Raw genomic sequence first — 17,196 nt, 5'->3', positions numbered from 1 at the left:
TCTTAATTGGAGATGCTGTCAAGCAGCATTTGCTCATCTTAGCTTTCTCCACAGTCCATACTAGTGTAGCATAAGGCTTATAGTAGAAACGACAACAGACTTAAGTTGGATTTTGTCTTGCAAGAAGAAAACCCGCCAAACGGCATCAAGCAAACAAAGTACCATTTAAAAATAAGGAGAACTTCATGGAATATATTTCATCACCTAAGAATGACAGAATCAAAACAGCCAATAAACTCACGGTTAAAAAACATCAAAAGGATGCTGGCCGCTACTTATTAGAAGGCCGTCACTTGGTCCAAGAGGCACTTGCCAGTGGCCAGACCCCTTATGATATTTATGCGACCGAAAAGTATGTTGAAGATCGTGCGCTCAAGCCATTTTATGACAAAATCACACAGATTTCTGAATCCGTTTCTGAGCATTTAAGCGACACTCAGACCCCGCAAGGCATTTTTGCTGTGATGCCGCGCCGCGCAGAACAATTGCCAGAGCCATTGAGTGGTCAGTTCTTATTGTTGGATGCGATTCAGGACCCGGGTAACGTTGGGACCTTGGTGCGAACTGCAGATGCAGCTGGGATTCAAACAGTGGTCTTCGGTAATGGGACAGCGGATGCGTTCGGTCCAAAAGTATTACGTGCGATGCAAGGCAGTCAATTCCATGTGCGCATTGTCTCCGCTAAATTAATGCCAATTATCAAAGCCTTACACCGTGGCGGCATCCCGGTTTATGGCTCAGAATTAAATGAAAAAGCTAAAAGTTATCATAGCATTCAACCGAGCGAACGATTTGCCTTAATTGTGGGCAATGAAGGCAATGGCATGGATCCAGTTTTGTTACAAAATACCGATACGAACCTTTACATTCCGATCCGGGGCAAAGCTGAATCATTGAATGTGGCGGTTGCTGCAGCAGTCATGATGTTTCATTTAGTCGGGGATTAAGAATCCCTTACAAACGTGACCTTTCTGGTTAGAACCTGTTATACTATAAGTGTGTTCATCAAACCACAAAAGGAGCAGATGTCTTGAGCAAAAAACGCGATTGGCAATCGGATGCTGAGTACGTTGGGTATGTGGCGGATCTTTTAGCCAAACCCGAAGTCCAGCGACTGGCAGAACACCCGCAACATCATTATTCTAACCGATTGGAACACTCGATCAGTGTTTCTTACCAGAGTTATCTGATTGGGAAACGGCTGCACTTGAATGTTCGTGCGATCGCCCGGGCAGGCTTGTTGCACGACCTGTTTTACTACGATTGGCGTAAAACCAAGTTTGACTTGGGGACTCATGCCTTCATCCATCCACGGATTGCTTTGCGGAATGCTGAAAAGCTGACTGAATTGTCACCGATGGAAAAAGACATTATCGTCAAACACATGTGGGGCGCAACGGTTGGCTTACCGAAGTATAAGGAAAGTTTCGTTGTTTCACTTGTCGATGATTATGCCGCCATGGATGAAGTCGTTGTACCATGGATGCACAAGCTCCGGCATCCGATCCACACTCACTTAAAGGCTTTAAATTAGGATCGCAAAGTTTTAGCAGCTATTTGGCTGTGAAGGACGATTGGAACCACGGATGAATGCCGTGGTTCTTTTTCTGGAAAGTTTTGCCATATTTTTCAACGTTTCTCGAGGACTGGCTTGTAATATTTTTACATTGTGGTATTCTAGCACTATATAAATGTAAGTGAATGGGAATTATGAGGTGAGTAGAGTGGATGCAACAGTAACCAGTACAGCCGATTGTCAAAGCCAGCAGGTCGCTCTTTGTCCAAAATTTCAACATACTTTTGAGATCTTAGGAAAGAAATGGAACGGACTGATTTTGGAAGTTTTATTAAACAATGGCAATTCCCGTTTTAAGGACATTGCGCAATTAATCCCGCGGTGTTCCGATCGGGTCTTGGTCGAACGCTTAAAGGAACTCGAAGGCGAAGGCCTTGTGGATCGCTTGACCCACAAAGACTCAGCTTTGATTGAATACGCGTTAACTGACAAAGGCCGCGGCCTCAATTCAGTTATGGCCGCCGCACACGCATGGGGCGATGCATGGGTCACAGATGCTGAATGCCACGCTAACGAGAAGTAGGGATTCAGCATAATCCAAACGTATTAAATGCAGACGAATGGTTTTCCAAATGCGGAAAATTATTCGTCTTTCGTTTCTCATAGACAATTTGATACAGGATTTCAAAATTCCAGTGCTAAGGCGGAGCAATCGTAGGCCAGATGGGGCTCAGCCGTGCAAACAACACAGCGACCGGTCTTGTCGCTGATGTTGTTAGGCGACTTCGAGACCGCGGGCTTTGCGGGCTCGAAGCGCCGTCACAGCGTTCCAGCCCCGTCTGGCCGGAGATTGCGGAGTTTGGCACGGCCGAGGTTAGGGACTGCATCGTCTAGTTCCTTTCAAAGGTTACTCGGAGTCTAGCAAACGACAAGTCATAGGGAGCGTGATGACACCACATTTTTTATTAACTAGCGCGAATCACCACTTGACGTTGGCGCTGAATTTGCTAAGCTTAGTTTATCTAAAAAGACGTAAAAACGATGACGAAAGCCCAAACAGGCTGACGAGATAGGGAATGACGTTCATACGACTGCAAGACGTCTATCGCCAAAATGTTTGTCTTCACTTTCTGAGTTGACTTTTGAAGTGGCAACACTTAGAAAGCTCCGGCCTAGCCGTTACCTTGTTGAGTGCATGGTTATTTCGTGACCATGAACAAGGGTGGTACCGCGATGCTTCGTCCCTTTTTCGAGAGGGACTTTTTTTATGCCTTCAAATGCATCAGAAAGTTGTATCAACCCTCACGTCAGCAACCAAGGAGGAAGAACATGGATCTTCAAACCAAACTTGAACAATTGTTCCAACAAAACAACGACACCATTAAAAAGGTTAAGTCGTTAGATGAATTAAATCAGATTCGCGTCCAATTATTGGGCAAGAAGGGCCCGATTACCGGTGTTTTGCGCGGCATGAAAGATTTGTCCGCTGAAGAACGGCCAAAAGTCGGCGCGTTCGCCAACAAAATTCGCGACGATCTCAGTGCAGTGATCGAAGCCCGCAAAGCCCAGCTCGAACAGGCGGTGATCAATGCGAAATTAGCATCAGAGACCGTTGATGTGACCTTGCCTGGTGATCCGGTTGAGGCTGGCACACCACATATTATCACGCAGATTATGGACGATCTTGAAGGCTTTTTTATGGGCATGGGTTACCAAGTTTTGACCGGTCCAGAAGTTGAAGAAGATCACTATAACTTTGAGATGATGAACATCCCTAAGGATCATCCTGCTCGTGATATGCAAGAGACTTTTTATATTACCAATGAGTTACTCATGCGCTCGCAGACAAGTCCAATGCAGGCGCGGACAATGGAAAAGCACGACTTTACCAAAGGACCGCTGAAAATGATTAGCCCTGGGGTGGTTTATCGACGTGATGACGACGATGCTACTCATAGCCATCAGTTTCACCAGATGGAAGGACTCGTCATTGACAAGCATATAACCATGGCTGATCTAAAGGGAACCTTGTTGGCCATGTGCCAACACGTGTTTGGTAAAGATCGGACAATTCGCTTGCGGCCAAGTTATTTTCCATTTACGGAGCCATCCGTTGAAGTTGATGTTTCCTGTTTTCGTTGCGGCGGTAAAGGTTGCCCGGTTTGCAAATATACCGGTTGGATTGAAGTGTTAGGTGCCGGCATGGTGCATCCCAATGTGCTACGGGCAGCGAACATTGATGCTGACGTATACGGCGGCTTTGCCTTTGGCCTTGGTCCAGATCGGTTTGCGATGCTGAAATACGGGATTGACGACATTCGCAGTTTCTACACAGACGACTTGCGCTTCTTAACGCAATTCAGCCAGGAGGGTTAAGATGGACGTCTCATATGAATGGTTAAAAGAATTAGTTGACGTGCCGGTTTCACCAGAAGAACTGGCCGATAAAGTGTCACGAACAGGGATTGAAGTTGATGGCGTGAAGCATCCAGACGCCGGCTTGAAAAAGATTGTCGTCGGTAAAGTGGTAAGTGCTACGCCACATCCGAACTCTGATCATTTACATCTTTGTCAAGTTGACGTCGGTGAAGAAACGCCGCGCCAAATTGTCTGCGGCGCGCCAAATGTTGCCGCCGGTCAAACTGTTATTGTGGCGCTGCCAGGCGCGCGCATTGCGGATAACGTTAAAATTAAAAAAGGCAAAATGCGCGGTGAAGAAAGCCTTGGCATGATTTGTGCCTTACAGGAAATTGGTTTTAGTGAAAACGTCGTGCCGAAACCATATTTGAATGGTATCTATGTCTTTAACGAGCCATTAGAGCCTGGCAGTGATGCCTTAGCTGCGTTAGGCATGCATGACGCCATTTTGGACTTTGAGATCACGCCTAATCGCGCTGATGCACTTGGCATGCGGGGCGTAGCCTGGGAAGTTGGCGCTACTTATGCAGAAAAGCCCCATTTTGAAGAAAAGCCATTAACTGAAGGTGATCGTCCGGTCGGCGATTTTTTGAGTGCCGAGGTCAAGGATGCCAAAGACGCTCCGAGTTATCAACTGCGGGTCATTGATCATGTGAAGGTTCAAGAAAGTCCTTTGTGGTTGCAAAAACGCCTGTGGTTAGCAGGTATCCGTCCAATTAATAATATTGTTGATGTGACCAATCTTATTATGCTGGCTTATGGGCAACCGCTGCACGCTTTTGACTATGCCAAGTTAGGCAGCCAGCAGATTGTGGTGCGGCGCGCTAAAAATGGCGAACCTTTGACCACGCTGGATGGCAATGAACATGAATTAGATGATCAAGATATTGTGATTACGAATGGGCAGGTACCAGTTGCTTTGGCTGGCGTCATGGGCGGCTTGAATTCTGAAATTACGCCAGAAACGACCACCGTTGTGATTGAGTCTGCTAGTTTTAATCCAGTCAATGTCCGTAAAACAGCCCTTAAGTACAATTTACGGTCTGAAGCCTCTTCCCGATTTGAAAAAGGGACGAACTTGGCTGATATCAATCGTGCTTTAGATGCTGCAGTTGCTTGGATGGCTGAATTAAGCGAGGGCCAGGTTGCAAAGGGAACGGTTAGCCCGACTTCAGTTTCTGCAGAAGATGTTGTCGTCGATATTTCGCTTGATCATATCAACCATGTTTTAGGTACCGATTTGACGCAGCAACAAGTGACGCAGATTTTTGAACAACTCGGTTTTGATGTGACCGAATCTGATGGCTTGTTTGCCGTCGCTGTACCGCCACGCCGGTGGGATATTCATATCAAAGCGGACTTGGTGGAAGAAGTTGCGCGAATCTATGGGTTTGACAATTTGCCAAGTACGTTACCAACGACAACCATGACTATTGGCGAGTACACCTCGCAACAAAAACGGATCCGACGTACACGTCATCTATTAGAAGGATTGGGTCTGACCCAAGTCATCACCTATGCGTTGACAACTGCCGAGGCTGCCGAGCAATTCAAGCTGCAACCTGGGCTCCCAACCAAAGTCGATTCACCGATGACGACCGATCATGCTGTTTTGCGGATGAACATGATTAGTGGTTTGCTAAATGTCATCAAGTATAATCAAGCGCGGAAGGAAACCAATGTTGCGATTTATGAACAAGGCCGGATCTTTACCAAAACAGGCGATCAGGTGCGGCCAACCGAAATTGAATATTTGGGTGGTGCCATCACTGGCAATGTTGTCGCAAAAGATTGGCATCAATCTGCGAAAGCCGTTGATTTCTTTTACGCTAAGGGCATTGTGACACATTTGCTGGGTGATTATTCGCTGGCCGATCCGATTCGCTTTGAAGCAACGCAAGCTGTTGCTGAACTCCATCCTGGTCAAGCCGCAAACATTTTTGTCGGCGATCAACTTGTTGGCATTTTGGGGCGCTTGCATCCTGCCTTTGAACATGCAGAGCACCTGCCAGCCACCTTTGTTTTTGAATTAGATTTGGATGCGCTATTTGCCGCACCGCGACAGGAAAAAATCGCGCAATCCGCACCGAAGTTCCCGGCAGTAACCCGTGATATTGCTTTGCAAGTTGACGAGCAAGTAACGAACGATCAAGTCATGGCTATTTTCCATGAACACGGCGGTGCCTTCTTGCAGGATGTGACGTTGTTTGATGTTTATGCAGGCGATCACATTGCCGCGGGTCAGAAGAGTTTGGCGTATACGCTAACTTATCGTCGAGACGATCAGACGTTGACTGAAGACGAAGTGACGCAGGCGTTTGACAAAGTGAAGGCGGCGTTACAGACAGGAATCGGGGCTGCTATTCGCTAGATGCAGTCGCATTTTTGTCGCTGGTTGGGTATAATATTTGCTGATTCAGATTTATTGTTCAGAATAGTTAAGTAGAGCGGGACTAGGTACGTTTGGAAACCGTCACATAGGCAGCCTTGGGCACGATGGCCGGTACTTTGGCCATTGTGGACGAGCTTCTTAAGTGCAGATTTCTGTGCCAGTGACCGTGTTAATCTTAGAGGAGGCAACATTTTTGGATAGACGGTCATCAGATCGACAAGACAAGCGGCGCCAGCGTTCTAGTGAAAAGAAAGTAGCCAACAAGATCGTTGCTTGGGTTATTGGGATTGTATTGGCGGTCCTAGTGATCGTTGGTTTGATGGGCTACCGCTATGTCCGTTCAGCGCTTGAGCCGGTTGATCCAAATGGCAAGACGTCGATTAGTGTGACGGTGCCAGCGGGTTCGTCAACGAAACAGATTGCCGCGCAGCTGGAAGCCAAACATGTCATTAAGAGCGCCACTGTTTTTAGTTACTATGTGAAATTCCACAATATCGCCGACTTTCAGGCGGGCCAGTACAAGTTGACACAACGCGCCAATATGAGCACGGTGATTCAAGCCTTGCGTGCGGGTGGCAGTGCCACCACTGCTGCGGGCCAATTGCTAGTTAAAGAAGGCACAACGATCGAACAAATCGCGACGTCGATGGATAAGTTAACGAAAAGTAACAAAAATCTGACCGGAAAGAAATTTCTGGCATTGATGAAAGATCAAACCTTCTTTAATCAATTGGCTAAGAAATATCCGCAATTGCTGAGTTCAGCGGCCAATGCAAAAGGAGTTCGCTATCGATTGGAAGGCTATCTTTTCCCTGCGACTTATAACGTTGGCGCTGGTGAAACAGTCAAGGACCTTGTGGATGCGATGGTTGCCAAGACAGACAGTGTGATGCAGAGTTACTACAAGAGCATTAAGAAGCAGCAATACACCGTTCAAGAAGTCATGACGCTTGCATCGTTAGTTGAGCGTGAAGGGGTCACCCAAGATGATCGTCGCAAAATAGCTGGTGTCTTCTTGAACCGAATTGATGCGGGGATGCCACTACAATCGGATATCTCTGTTATGTATGCATTGAACACGCATAAAACACATCTGACTAACAAGGATACTAGCGTTGATTCACCGTACAACTTATACGTCCACACCGGCTATGGACCGGGACCGTTTGACTCGCCAAGTGAGCAAAGTATCACAGCGGTTCTCAGCCCTGATGCACGTGACAAGGACTACTTGTACTTTGTTGCTAACCTTAAAACTGGTGAAGTACTTTACGCGACAACACGGGAACAACATGATGCCAATACGGCTAAGTTTGCCAGCGATAATGCAGCGGCAGATAAGTAACCTAATTGGACTTTGGCCGCATAAGGACCTTGGTCATTGTGACCAGGGTCCTTATGCGGTTGTTTCTGGGCTGAAGGATGAGTTTTGAGGAGGGCTTCAAGGTGCAGCAGAAAAAACCGATTGTGATTGGCGTGACAGGTGGTTCTGCCAGCGGCAAGACAAGTGTGAGTCGAGCGATTTTTGATCATTTTTCGGGGCACTCATTGCTTTTATTAGCGCAAGATGCTTATTACAAGAAAAGTGACATGCCGTTTTCAGAACGAAAAAAGATTAACTATGACCATCCTTTGGCATTTGACACACCATTGTTAAAGGATCACTTAAATCGGTTGATCCATCGGCAAGCTGTCGATCAACCGGTGTATGATTACACGATTCATAATCGCTCTGACCGAACCGTTCATCTGGCCCCAAAAGATGTGATTATTCTTGAAGGTATTCTAATTCTTGATGACGCAGAATTACGCGACATGATGGATATTAAGGTGTTTGTCGATACTGATGATGATATTCGGGTCATCCGCCGCATCAAGCGGGACATGGTATCGCGTGGGCGTTCACTGGATTCGATTATTAATCAATATTTAAAAACGGTAAAACCGATGTATCATCAGTTTGTCGAACCATCGAAGCGTTACGCTGACTTGATTGTGCCTGAAGGTGGCCAAAATCAAGTCGCCATTGATTTACTGGTTACTAAGATCAAAGCCATTCTGGCCGAACGCGGTTTGCAAGAGTAATCATTGACAAATGCGGCTGGTCTTAATACAGTGACTAAGGAAAATAAGAAGTGAGGTAAGAATTTTATGGCAGACAAAAGCTATCCAATGACAGCGGAAGGCAAAAAGAAACTCGAAGACGAGTTGGAGGAATTGAAGACCAAGAAGCGTCCAGAAGTTATCGACCGGATCAAGGTTGCTCGCGGTTTTGGTGATCTTTCAGAGAACTCTGAATATGAAGCAGCTAAGGATGAACAATCCACCTTGGAAAATCGGATCGTGACCATTCAAACAATGCTTCGTTACGCTGAAATTATTGATTCAAAAGCGGTTGCTAAGAACGAAGTATCACTTGGTAAGAAAGTCACGTTTGAAGAAGACGGTGATGAAGAAACATATGAAATCGTCGGCGCTGCTGAAGCAGACGCCTTCAACGGTAAAATTAGCAACGAAAGCCCGATCGCTCAAGGTCTGATTGGCCGTAAAGTGGGCGATAAGGTCACGATCAGTACCCCTGGTGGTGAGATGAAGATCAAGATCACCAAAGTTGAAGGCTGATCAGCACATAACGCTTTGTCAACTTGCGCCAAAAGCAATCAACGGCAAATGTCTTTTCCGGTTATCAAGGAGAAGACGTTTGTCGTTTTTTGTGGCTTTAAAAAAGTGAAACGGCGACTGAGCCACATGTTGGGTTGCAAATTCAGCCTTACGCCCTAAGTCAAAGGCAACGAAATTCGTTATAATTAATTGAAATGAATCGACATCGAGTCAATGTATACGCTAAAAAGTAGACAAGGGGGGATCGTCGTGCGCCGCTGGCAATTATTTTTAGGCATCGAGTTAGCTTTAACCCTGTGGCTGTTTTTCCAGATCATCACGAATCCTATGGCACTGACAACGATCCTAGTGGGCGTGTTTTTTCTTTTCCTCGGTGCGCGATGGCATCGGTTGCGCTCGTTCAATGTGGCTTTTGGCGGGATTTTGTTAGTCTTGGGAATTTTTATCAATCCGGCCATTTGGCTCATTCTAATGATCGCGGGTGTGTTCATAATCATGGTCGTTACGAAACCAGGTATGGGGTTTTCGGCTTGGGATCGCAAACAGTATGTAGCGCCAGTGACCAAGGAGCCCAGTGAAAAGGCCGGTAAGCGCACGATTAACTCGTGGACTGATCGGCATACGATTTCGCCAACCTATGATTGGGATGACATTAATATGGTTGTGCCAGCTGGCGATACCATTATTGATTTAGGTGACACCTTTCTACCTAAAGGCGATAGTGTGATCATGATTCGCAAAGGTTTTGGCAAAACGCGAATTCTGGTGCCGATTGGCGTTGGTGTTGCGGTTGAACACGCTGCCTTTTATGGTACCTTGCATTTTGAAAATAAAGATTCGATGCTGCATAGCCAAAGTGTCACGGCATATTCAAAGGACTATGATGATGCACCGCGCCGCATTCACATCATTACGAGTGTGGGTGTCGGCGATTTGGAGGTGCTGGCTGTATGAGAAGACGGATGCTGGTTGGCTTTTTTATGGCATTACTGGTCTGGGCGCTTTTGGTCGAGGCCTGTTTGGTTTTCATGCTAGCTAAAGTAACCGAACATGATTTTTTGCAGGTGTTATTGACCACCGTCCTGTCCGCGCCGGTTTTGGTTTATCTGGTAATCGGCGCTTTGTTGATCAGTACCGGTGCGACGGTTATTGTCATGTGGCGGCAGCGAGTCATGCACAGTCAGTTGGACAGCCGATTGGCACAATTAAATGCTGGACAATATCAGGCACCTATTTTTAGTCGCTCGCAGCAGGCAGTCGGCGCTTTGGGTAAGCAACCGGCAGCCTTGCTTGAAGAGTTGCGGCAAAAAATGATACGCTTACAACGTGAGATTGAACGGTATAGCAACACGCCGGTTCGATTTTCCGGTGAAACAAAAGAAGCCATTTTAACCGGTGAACGGCATCGGCTTGCTCGTGAACTGCACGACTCTGTCTCACAACAGTTATTTGCTGCGATGATGATGTTATCTGCGCTGCGTAGTGTGGCTGATCGTGACCCTGCGCAGGCTGAACTGAGCAAACAACTGGATACGATCCAAAAGGTGATCAATGAGGCACAGGCGGAAATGCGCGCATTGCTGCTGCATTTGCGGCCGACTAATCTTGAAGGCAAATCTTTGAAACAAGGGATTATTCAATTGTTGAAAGAATTGCAAACCAAGATTACAATCGAGATCACGTGGCAGTTGGATGATATTAAATTGAATCCAGCGGCCGAAGATAATCTTTTTAGAATTGTTCAAGAACTTTTAAGTAACACGTTACGACACGCCAAGGCAACGAGCCTTGAAGTTTATCTGAAACAGCTGCAGGATATGGTGGTGTTGCGGATGGTCGATGACGGTGTCGGATTTGATGCGAAACAAGCCAGCAGTAATGGTAATTATGGGCTTGCAAATATCAAGGAACGTGCCGCGGCCATGGGCGGAACTGCGAAAGTGGTGAGCGTGGTCGGACAGGGAACCAGTGTTGAAGTCAGGGTGCCATTATCAAAGGATGTTGCGCATGATTAAAGTATTGATTGTTGATGATCACGAAATGGTTCGGTTGGGGTTGGCAACTTACATAGGGGTCCAACCTGATTTGGAAGTGGTTGATCAGGCCGAAAACGGTCAAGAGGGTGTCGATATGGCACTTAAAGATCGGCCTGATATTATTTTGATGGATCTCGTGATGCCGGTGAAAGACGGGATCACGGCAACCAAGGAGATTCTGAAGGCATGGCCGCAAGCACGAATTATTATTTTGACGAGTTTTATTGATGATGCCAAGGTGTATCCAGCCATGGAGGCGGGGGCGGCCAGTTACATTCTCAAGACAGCCACAGCCGAGGAAATTGCCAAGGCGATTCGGCAAACAGCTAAAGGTGAGCGAGTTTTGGAGCCGCAAGTCACGACTAAAATGATGAATCGCATGAATCATCCGCAACCACAGTATGATGAGTTAACCAATCGTGAACGTGAGGTATTGCAACTGATCGCGCAAGGTAAGTCGAATCAAGAAATTGCGACAGAACTTTTTATCACGCTAAAAACCGTTAAGACGCATGTGTCCAACATTTTGGCGAAACTGGATGTGGAGGACCGAACGCAGGCAGCTATTTATGCACTTAAACATGGACTCGTAAAAAACGATCAAGGAGATGATGGGGTTGCAACTCGCGATCACTGATGAAGCAAGTCGTTGGTTTCACCGTGAATTAAGTTTGCCAGACAAGGGTGCTGGTATCCGTTTTTTTGGGAAGGCATATGGTAAGACTCAGGTTCATGATGGCTTTAGTGTTGGCATGACACGTGATGATCATCCTGACCAGCCAATCATGGCAGTAGAAAAAGACGGCGTCACTTATTTTGTTGATCCAACCGATGCATGGTTCTTTGAAAATCTTGCCATGACAGTGGACTATGATGCGCACTTGGATGAACCGAAGTATGAATTTAAAGAAGAATAAGCGTGCTTTCGGCAAGCTTTAATGCCCAGCGCGTCTTTTATGGCTCGGCTATAGTGGCATTAGGCATGCTTGAAAAAGTTTGTGGGCAGGTCTGAATTAGCGCGTTTAAAAAGCCAGTATACCTGCGCTTTTGATTGTAACGGCCAATCAATTGGCTACGATCAAAGACGTTCGGATACTGGCTTTTGAGTTGCAATGGTTGGTCAAAAAACTTCGGATATCTCACCGTCGCGAAACAAGGTGTCGCGAGAAGCGCCGCTTATCAACGACATACCAACAAGCCGTTAAGCATAGGCCAGTCACCGTTATCACAGCACCCCACCCTAATAATGGCGGGACGTAACGCATGGTAATCACGTGCTGCCCAGGTTTTAGCGGCATGGCCATGAAAATGCCTAAACTTTTTTTGACGGTGACAGGTCGATTGTCAACTTTCACGTGCCAACCAGGGGCGGTTGGGATCGTGGTTTGCAGCATTTGGTGGTCGTGCAAAATGTTGATCGTCGCTTCAACGGTGGTAGCCGTGTGTTGTATCACATGCCAAGATCCTGTTTGCAGTTTTTTAAGATCGTGGATAACTTGCTTGGCGTCAGCTTGATATAAGCTAAAATTTTCAAACCAGGCGTCTTTTTTATTCAGGCGAAACCGCAAAACTTGTTCAGCTTTAGGACTACGGGGGGTGACATTGACCGTAATGGTATCGTTAAAACTATCTGGCAAGGTGACAGTTTGCCCATTTTGATTGAGTGTCACTAAATGGTCAGCAAACTGGCTGCCGAGGGTTAACACATAGATTTTACCTGGTATTGGCTTAAATCGATAAGTGACATCGTGGGGACCCTGACCAACCTTAGCATAAGTGGGTGCGTTGCCAGTTGAGACTCGGCGCACACCGGTGAGTTGCGGTGCCTCTAATGCTGTTGGCGTAAAATAAGGATTGCCCGACTTGCCGAGGGCTGATTGCAGGATTAAGGACTGATTGGCAAGCGGGGTTTCACTATAGAGTGGTTGTTTGAGCAAATCAGTATCGGCTACAAAGCCCAGACTTTGGGCAAAAGGTGATCGCAGGATTTGCCAAGTAGGCGTCGTTTTGATCGGCCGATACCACTTTAGATCTGGTCGTTGACCGGCATCTGGTAGTTTTTTTGCCGCCCGTTTGGTTGGCGTCAGATAATATTTCATGCCTAGTAGACTGTCCGTAATTAAAGTGCCATTTGTGTAGGCCACCGAACCATCGTCTTCAGGTTGCCCTAACTGACCAAAGAATTTGGGGACAGCCGGCTCTAACATGGAGTTAAATTGGTCTGCGCCGAGATAATTGGCCGTCATGGGGTCATTACGGGTTCGAATGGTGGTTTTTCCAACTCGAAACAAACCGGGATCATGCTGCTGGATGGTCTGTGTCCCGCGAATCAAGGCGGCGGTATAATCGTGGTAATCACTGTGATTCAAATAGGCTAGTTGATTAAGCGTCAGGATTAAACTGCCACTTAAGTCAATTAACACGATCGCAAAACCGAACCAGACTGGCCGGCGATTGTCCAAACTAAACCAGACAAATGCCAGCAGTAGACAGCCTGCGCCAAAAAGCAAGTGGCCCACGGTCAGAAAGCTGAAGTGTTTGAGGTTGGCAGCGACATCAATGTAAATAGCGCCGAACACAAGCAGCAGAACGCCTAACCATTGCAAAGGAATGCCAATTTGTAAATGCGGCAGGACAGCGATACCCAGACTCAAAAACCAGAAGCACAATACAAATGTAAACCGGTATGGATACCAAACCGGAAACTGAAAGCCGTGCCACAGTAAGTCAAGCGGTTCTAGCATGCACGATAGGATTAACACAATTGTCACGCCAGCCGCTGCCAATTTTTGGCGCCAAGGATGACTTTTGGATAGGAAAAAGAGGACAACCAGTACAAATCCTAAAGCACCAATGTAATAGTTGGGATAACCGGATGGCATTTGGTCAAAGTTAAAACTGCCTGGCAGCATTTTACTCAAAAACCTTGTTGGCGCATATTCAAAGCGCCAACGTATCGTCGCCACGGTGTAAGTGCCTTTTGACTGGGACAGTTGAAACCAGGTGGGCAATAGCACAACCGCACTGATCATCCCAGCTAACCCGCTGGCGCCGATAAACCGCAGTCCAGATCGCCAAAAATGCTGCCATGTTGAGGTATGGGCAATGAGCCAGTAAATGGCATACAAGATTAAAAACAAGGCAATCATATAGCCGGTATAAAAATTAATGATGAGAGCCGCGGCGAGCCAGCCAATATAGGCCATAACGCGGCCGTCTTTGAATAGTATTTCAACACTGTCAATAATGAGCGGCAGTAGCATTGCAGCATCCAGCCACATCAGATTAAAGCTATTGGCCAACAGCCAGCCACTCAAAGCATAGGCTAACCCAAACGCCGGAATCATCATGCCGTGGATGGCGTGACGTTTAGCGTACCAACCCATGGTGAAGCCGATGGTGCTGATTTTTAACACCGTGATTAAGAAGGCAGCGACATCCAGCATATCTGCTGGAAACAACACAACTAGCCAGTTGAATGGGCTAAGCAAATAGTAGGCAAAGACCCCGTACATGTCACCGCCAAGTGCTTTATTGAAGGCGTAAAAAAGTTGGCCAGGATGGCCGAGCAAGGTTTGCCGCAAGTAAGCGAAGAAATCGATATATTGCTGTCCCAGATCCACTGTCAACACACTGCTTGATCCAAATGGAAAGGTGCCACGGATTGCAAAATAAAGGCCGACGAGCAGTCCCGGTAAAAGAAAACTGAGGATCAGCGGATAATTTTTCAACCAACGTTGTCGCACAAGTGTCCACCAACTTCTAAAATAAGATTAATTCCGGCATTTTAGGTGTCGTCTTCCGTATTTCAAGCATATCATAAGACACGTGTCATGGCGTTTTGACTGGTTCTTTGCTACACTTTATAAGATAGAAATTCTGAAGGAGCAATTTTAGGTGAAGTACATTCGTACACCGCAACCCAAACGGAACAAGAGTCAAATTCCGTTTCGCTTAAATTTATTATTTTTCATTGCGTTTCTCCTGCTGGCAGCCTTAGTTGCACAGCTGGCTTATTTGCAGATTTTAAATGGCCCGCGGTTGGCTGCTGAAGTCGATCGCACCAACAAAACAGTGGTCACCGGCAATGTGCCTCGTGGGCTTATTTTTGATAGCAAGGGCCGTGCTCTAGTGACGAATAAGGCGAATAATGCCATCACTTACACTAAGAGTGTTGGGGCTAAATCGCAGCAGATGTATGACATTGCTAATCAGCTTGCCAAGCTTATTGACAAGCCTGAAGACAATCTTACCAAGCGCGATTATATTGACTACTATTTGGCACCAACGAAAGTTTCAAAACAGATTGTTTCCAAACTGCCAAAGAAAATTCAAGATCTGCCGACAGACAAAGCTGACGAATTGTACAAGTATGAGGTCGCTTACGTGCGTCAACACATGCCAACCTTTACGGCGACTCAAAAAGAAGCAGCCGGCCTTTACAAAATTATGAATGGCGCCACTCAGCTATCGACTGTCTACCTTAAGAATCAAGACGTGACGGCACATGAAGTCGCGGTTGTCGGTGAGCGCTTGACGCAAATGCCTGGGGTGAACCTTGGGACTGACTGGGAGCGATCTTATCCGAACGGTGACTCTATGACGTCAATCATTGGACAAGTTTCCAACGAAAAGTCAGGGTTGCCAGCTGACCAACTACAGGCATATTTGGCAAATGGCTATGCTCGGAATGACCGGGTCGGCACCAGTTACCTTGAAAAGGCATATGAAAATGTTCTGAAGGGTTCCAAGAGTCAAACGCAGGTTGAAATCGGGAATAACAACCAGATTATTCAATCTGTTTCCAAGTTCAAGGGGCAACAAGGCGCCAATTTGAATCTGACGATCGATTCGGATTATCAGAAGAAAGTCGAAAAGTCTTTGAGTGACACCTTCAGTTCAATTCGATCTGCTGGTGCGGGCAGCTTGTCAGACGGTGCTTACGCGGTTGCGATGGATCCAAATACGGGTCGTATCCTTGCCATGGCGGGTCAGCATCAGGATGTTCAGACACATAAGGTTGAAGATGATGCACTTGGCGTTATCAACCGCGCATTTGTTGTTGGGTCAGCGGTTAAGGGTGCCACGGTGCTAGGCGCCTTGCAAGATGGCGTGATTACCGTCAATTCTAATACTCAAGCTGATACACCGATTTACTTGCCTGGTACACCAGTCAAGAAATCTGTTTACCCGGTCGGTACCTTCAGTTCATTGGATGCAGCCTCTGCGCTGGAAGTTTCCAGTAACATTTACATGATGTGGCTGGCCATGAAAGAAGGCCACTATGCGTACTCGCCAAATAATTATCTGAAATTGAATTCGGATATTTTTAGCAAAATGCGCGGCTACTTTAACCAATTCGGATTAGGTCTCAAAACTGGGATTGACTTGCCCGGTGAGATTGCAGGGTTAGAAGGCAATACGCATGATTCATCAGGCAATTTGCTTGTCGGTTCGGCGTTGGATTTGTCTTACGGGAACTATGATAACTACACCCTTATTCAGATGCTGCAGTATATCAGCGCCATTGCCAACAACGGTTATCGGATGAAACCATTCTTAGTGAACAGTATTAGCCAAACACTGAGCGATGGCAGTAGCGGTCCGGTGTTAACCTCAACTCAGCCTTCCGTTACTTCAAAAATCGACAATACGCAAGATCAGATTAACCTAGTTAAGCAAGGAATGTGGCAGGTTGTGCATGGCACAAACGGTTGGACTACAGCGACTTCGCTGAATACCTTGAATCCGGGCGTTGCCGGGAAAACCGGGACTGCTCAAGGGTTTGCCCGTGAGTCCAAAGATTCAGCGCTCACTGAAACCATCACGGAAAGTTTCGTTGGGTATGCACCAGCGAAGGATCCAAAGATTGCGATTGCAGTGATTATTCCGAATCTGAAGGCTGAAACCACCACGCCTTATCAACTGCAGATTGCCAAAGAAATGTTTACTGACTTCTATCAGATGAACAACATCAAAGAAGATAAGGATTATTCGATTCATCAGAAGACAGTTAACGGCTGATCGTGTTGGCAGCGTGTGCAAAAAATGCTAAACTACTACAAGAACATGGCCGCCAAGTGTTTGGCCAACGCTTCTGACGGTGCGAAAAACAACAGGCGGACCTGTTGTTTTTTTAGCGGATTGGTGCGGCAGGCTCGGCATACGGCAAGCAGTTCCTGTCTGCTTGGCAGATGGGTTAGAAAGGAAAC

Annotated in this window: 14 protein-coding genes; 13 read left to right on the top strand and 1 reads right to left on the bottom strand. The window is 46.7% G+C overall.

The genetic code is table 11. The features are described 5' to 3' along the window. Nucleotides 1-185: 185 nt before the first annotated feature. The 12 genes from AC07KQ_RS08315 to AC07KQ_RS08260 all read left to right on the top strand — a co-directional run bounded on the left by AC07KQ_RS08315 (nucleotide 186) and on the right by AC07KQ_RS08260 (nucleotide 11,901). Nucleotides 186-947: a TrmH family RNA methyltransferase gene (locus AC07KQ_RS08315; RefSeq protein WP_480156538.1), complete on the top strand. Its 762-nt coding sequence runs from the start codon at nucleotides 186-188 to the stop codon at nucleotides 945-947. Nucleotides 948-1,030: 83 nt separating this feature from the next. Further along, the gene (locus AC07KQ_RS08310) at nucleotides 1,031-1,534 is read left to right on the top strand and encodes an HD domain-containing protein (protein WP_003564583.1); all 504 of its coding nucleotides are present in this window, start codon (nucleotides 1,031-1,033) and stop codon (nucleotides 1,532-1,534) included. Nucleotides 1,535-1,724: 190 nt separating this feature from the next. Continuing rightward, the gene (locus tag AC07KQ_RS08305) at nucleotides 1,725-2,099 is read left to right on the top strand and encodes a winged helix-turn-helix transcriptional regulator (protein ID WP_003564585.1); all 375 of its coding nucleotides are present in this window, start codon (nucleotides 1,725-1,727) and stop codon (nucleotides 2,097-2,099) included. 746 nt (nucleotides 2,100-2,845) lie between these two features. Next, the gene (gene pheS, locus AC07KQ_RS08300; RefSeq protein ID WP_003564587.1) at nucleotides 2,846-3,892 is read left to right on the top strand and encodes a phenylalanine--tRNA ligase subunit alpha; all 1,047 of its coding nucleotides are present in this window, start codon (nucleotides 2,846-2,848) and stop codon (nucleotides 3,890-3,892) included. 1 nt (nucleotide 3,893) lies between these two features. Further along, nucleotides 3,894-6,305 carry a phenylalanine--tRNA ligase subunit beta gene (gene pheT / locus AC07KQ_RS08295; protein WP_016387941.1) on the top strand — a complete coding sequence of 804 codons (2,412 nt, stop codon included), beginning with the start codon at nucleotides 3,894-3,896 and terminating at the stop codon, nucleotides 6,303-6,305. 214 nt (nucleotides 6,306-6,519) lie between these two features. Next, nucleotides 6,520-7,671, top strand: a complete 1,152-nt coding sequence (mltG, locus tag AC07KQ_RS08290; RefSeq protein ID WP_003564593.1) for an endolytic transglycosylase MltG — start codon at nucleotides 6,520-6,522, stop codon at nucleotides 7,669-7,671. A 101-nt stretch (nucleotides 7,672-7,772) separates the two neighbouring features. Continuing rightward, a complete protein-coding gene (gene udk / locus AC07KQ_RS08285; RefSeq protein WP_003575382.1) occupies nucleotides 7,773-8,411 on the top strand; it encodes a uridine kinase in 639 nt (212 codons plus the stop codon). Between the two features lie 66 nt (nucleotides 8,412-8,477). Next, nucleotides 8,478-8,948, top strand: coding sequence for a transcription elongation factor GreA (greA, locus tag AC07KQ_RS08280; RefSeq protein ID WP_003564597.1), 471 nt, complete (start codon nucleotides 8,478-8,480; stop codon nucleotides 8,946-8,948). Nucleotides 8,949-9,197: 249 nt separating this feature from the next. Further along, complete coding sequence (liaF, locus tag AC07KQ_RS08275) at nucleotides 9,198-9,902, top strand: cell wall-active antibiotics response protein LiaF (RefSeq protein ID WP_003602556.1); 705 nt, start codon at nucleotides 9,198-9,200, stop codon at nucleotides 9,900-9,902. Then, complete coding sequence (locus AC07KQ_RS08270; protein WP_003564602.1) at nucleotides 9,899-10,963, top strand: sensor histidine kinase; 1,065 nt, start codon at nucleotides 9,899-9,901, stop codon at nucleotides 10,961-10,963. The genes liaF and AC07KQ_RS08270 overlap by 4 nt, the downstream gene beginning before the upstream one ends. Next, a complete protein-coding gene (locus AC07KQ_RS08265; RefSeq protein ID WP_003564604.1) occupies nucleotides 10,956-11,621 on the top strand; it encodes a response regulator in 666 nt (221 codons plus the stop codon). Before AC07KQ_RS08270 ends, AC07KQ_RS08265 begins: the two co-directional genes overlap by 8 nt. Next, complete coding sequence (locus AC07KQ_RS08260) at nucleotides 11,602-11,901, top strand: HesB/YadR/YfhF family protein (RefSeq protein WP_003564606.1); 300 nt, start codon at nucleotides 11,602-11,604, stop codon at nucleotides 11,899-11,901. The genes AC07KQ_RS08265 and AC07KQ_RS08260 overlap by 20 nt, the downstream gene beginning before the upstream one ends. 222 nt (nucleotides 11,902-12,123) lie before the next feature. On the opposite strand, the gene AC07KQ_RS08255 is transcribed toward AC07KQ_RS08260, so the two are convergent. Continuing rightward, complete coding sequence (locus tag AC07KQ_RS08255) at nucleotides 12,124-14,730, bottom strand: YfhO family protein (protein ID WP_016387940.1); 2,607 nt, start codon at nucleotides 14,728-14,730, stop codon at nucleotides 12,124-12,126. Nucleotides 14,731-14,881: 151 nt separating this feature from the next. Here AC07KQ_RS08255 and AC07KQ_RS08250 point away from each other — a divergent pair, with 151 nt between their 5' ends. Beyond that, nucleotides 14,882-17,008 carry a peptidoglycan D,D-transpeptidase FtsI family protein gene (locus AC07KQ_RS08250; RefSeq protein WP_003564611.1) on the top strand — a complete coding sequence of 709 codons (2,127 nt, stop codon included), beginning with the start codon at nucleotides 14,882-14,884 and terminating at the stop codon, nucleotides 17,006-17,008. Nucleotides 17,009-17,196: the final 188 nt, after the last annotated feature.

The organism is Lacticaseibacillus sp. YLM2-1 (genome assembly GCF_056583465.1).
The sequence above is the reverse complement of the archived record's forward strand: the minus strand, read 5'-3'. Positions and strand labels throughout refer to the sequence as shown.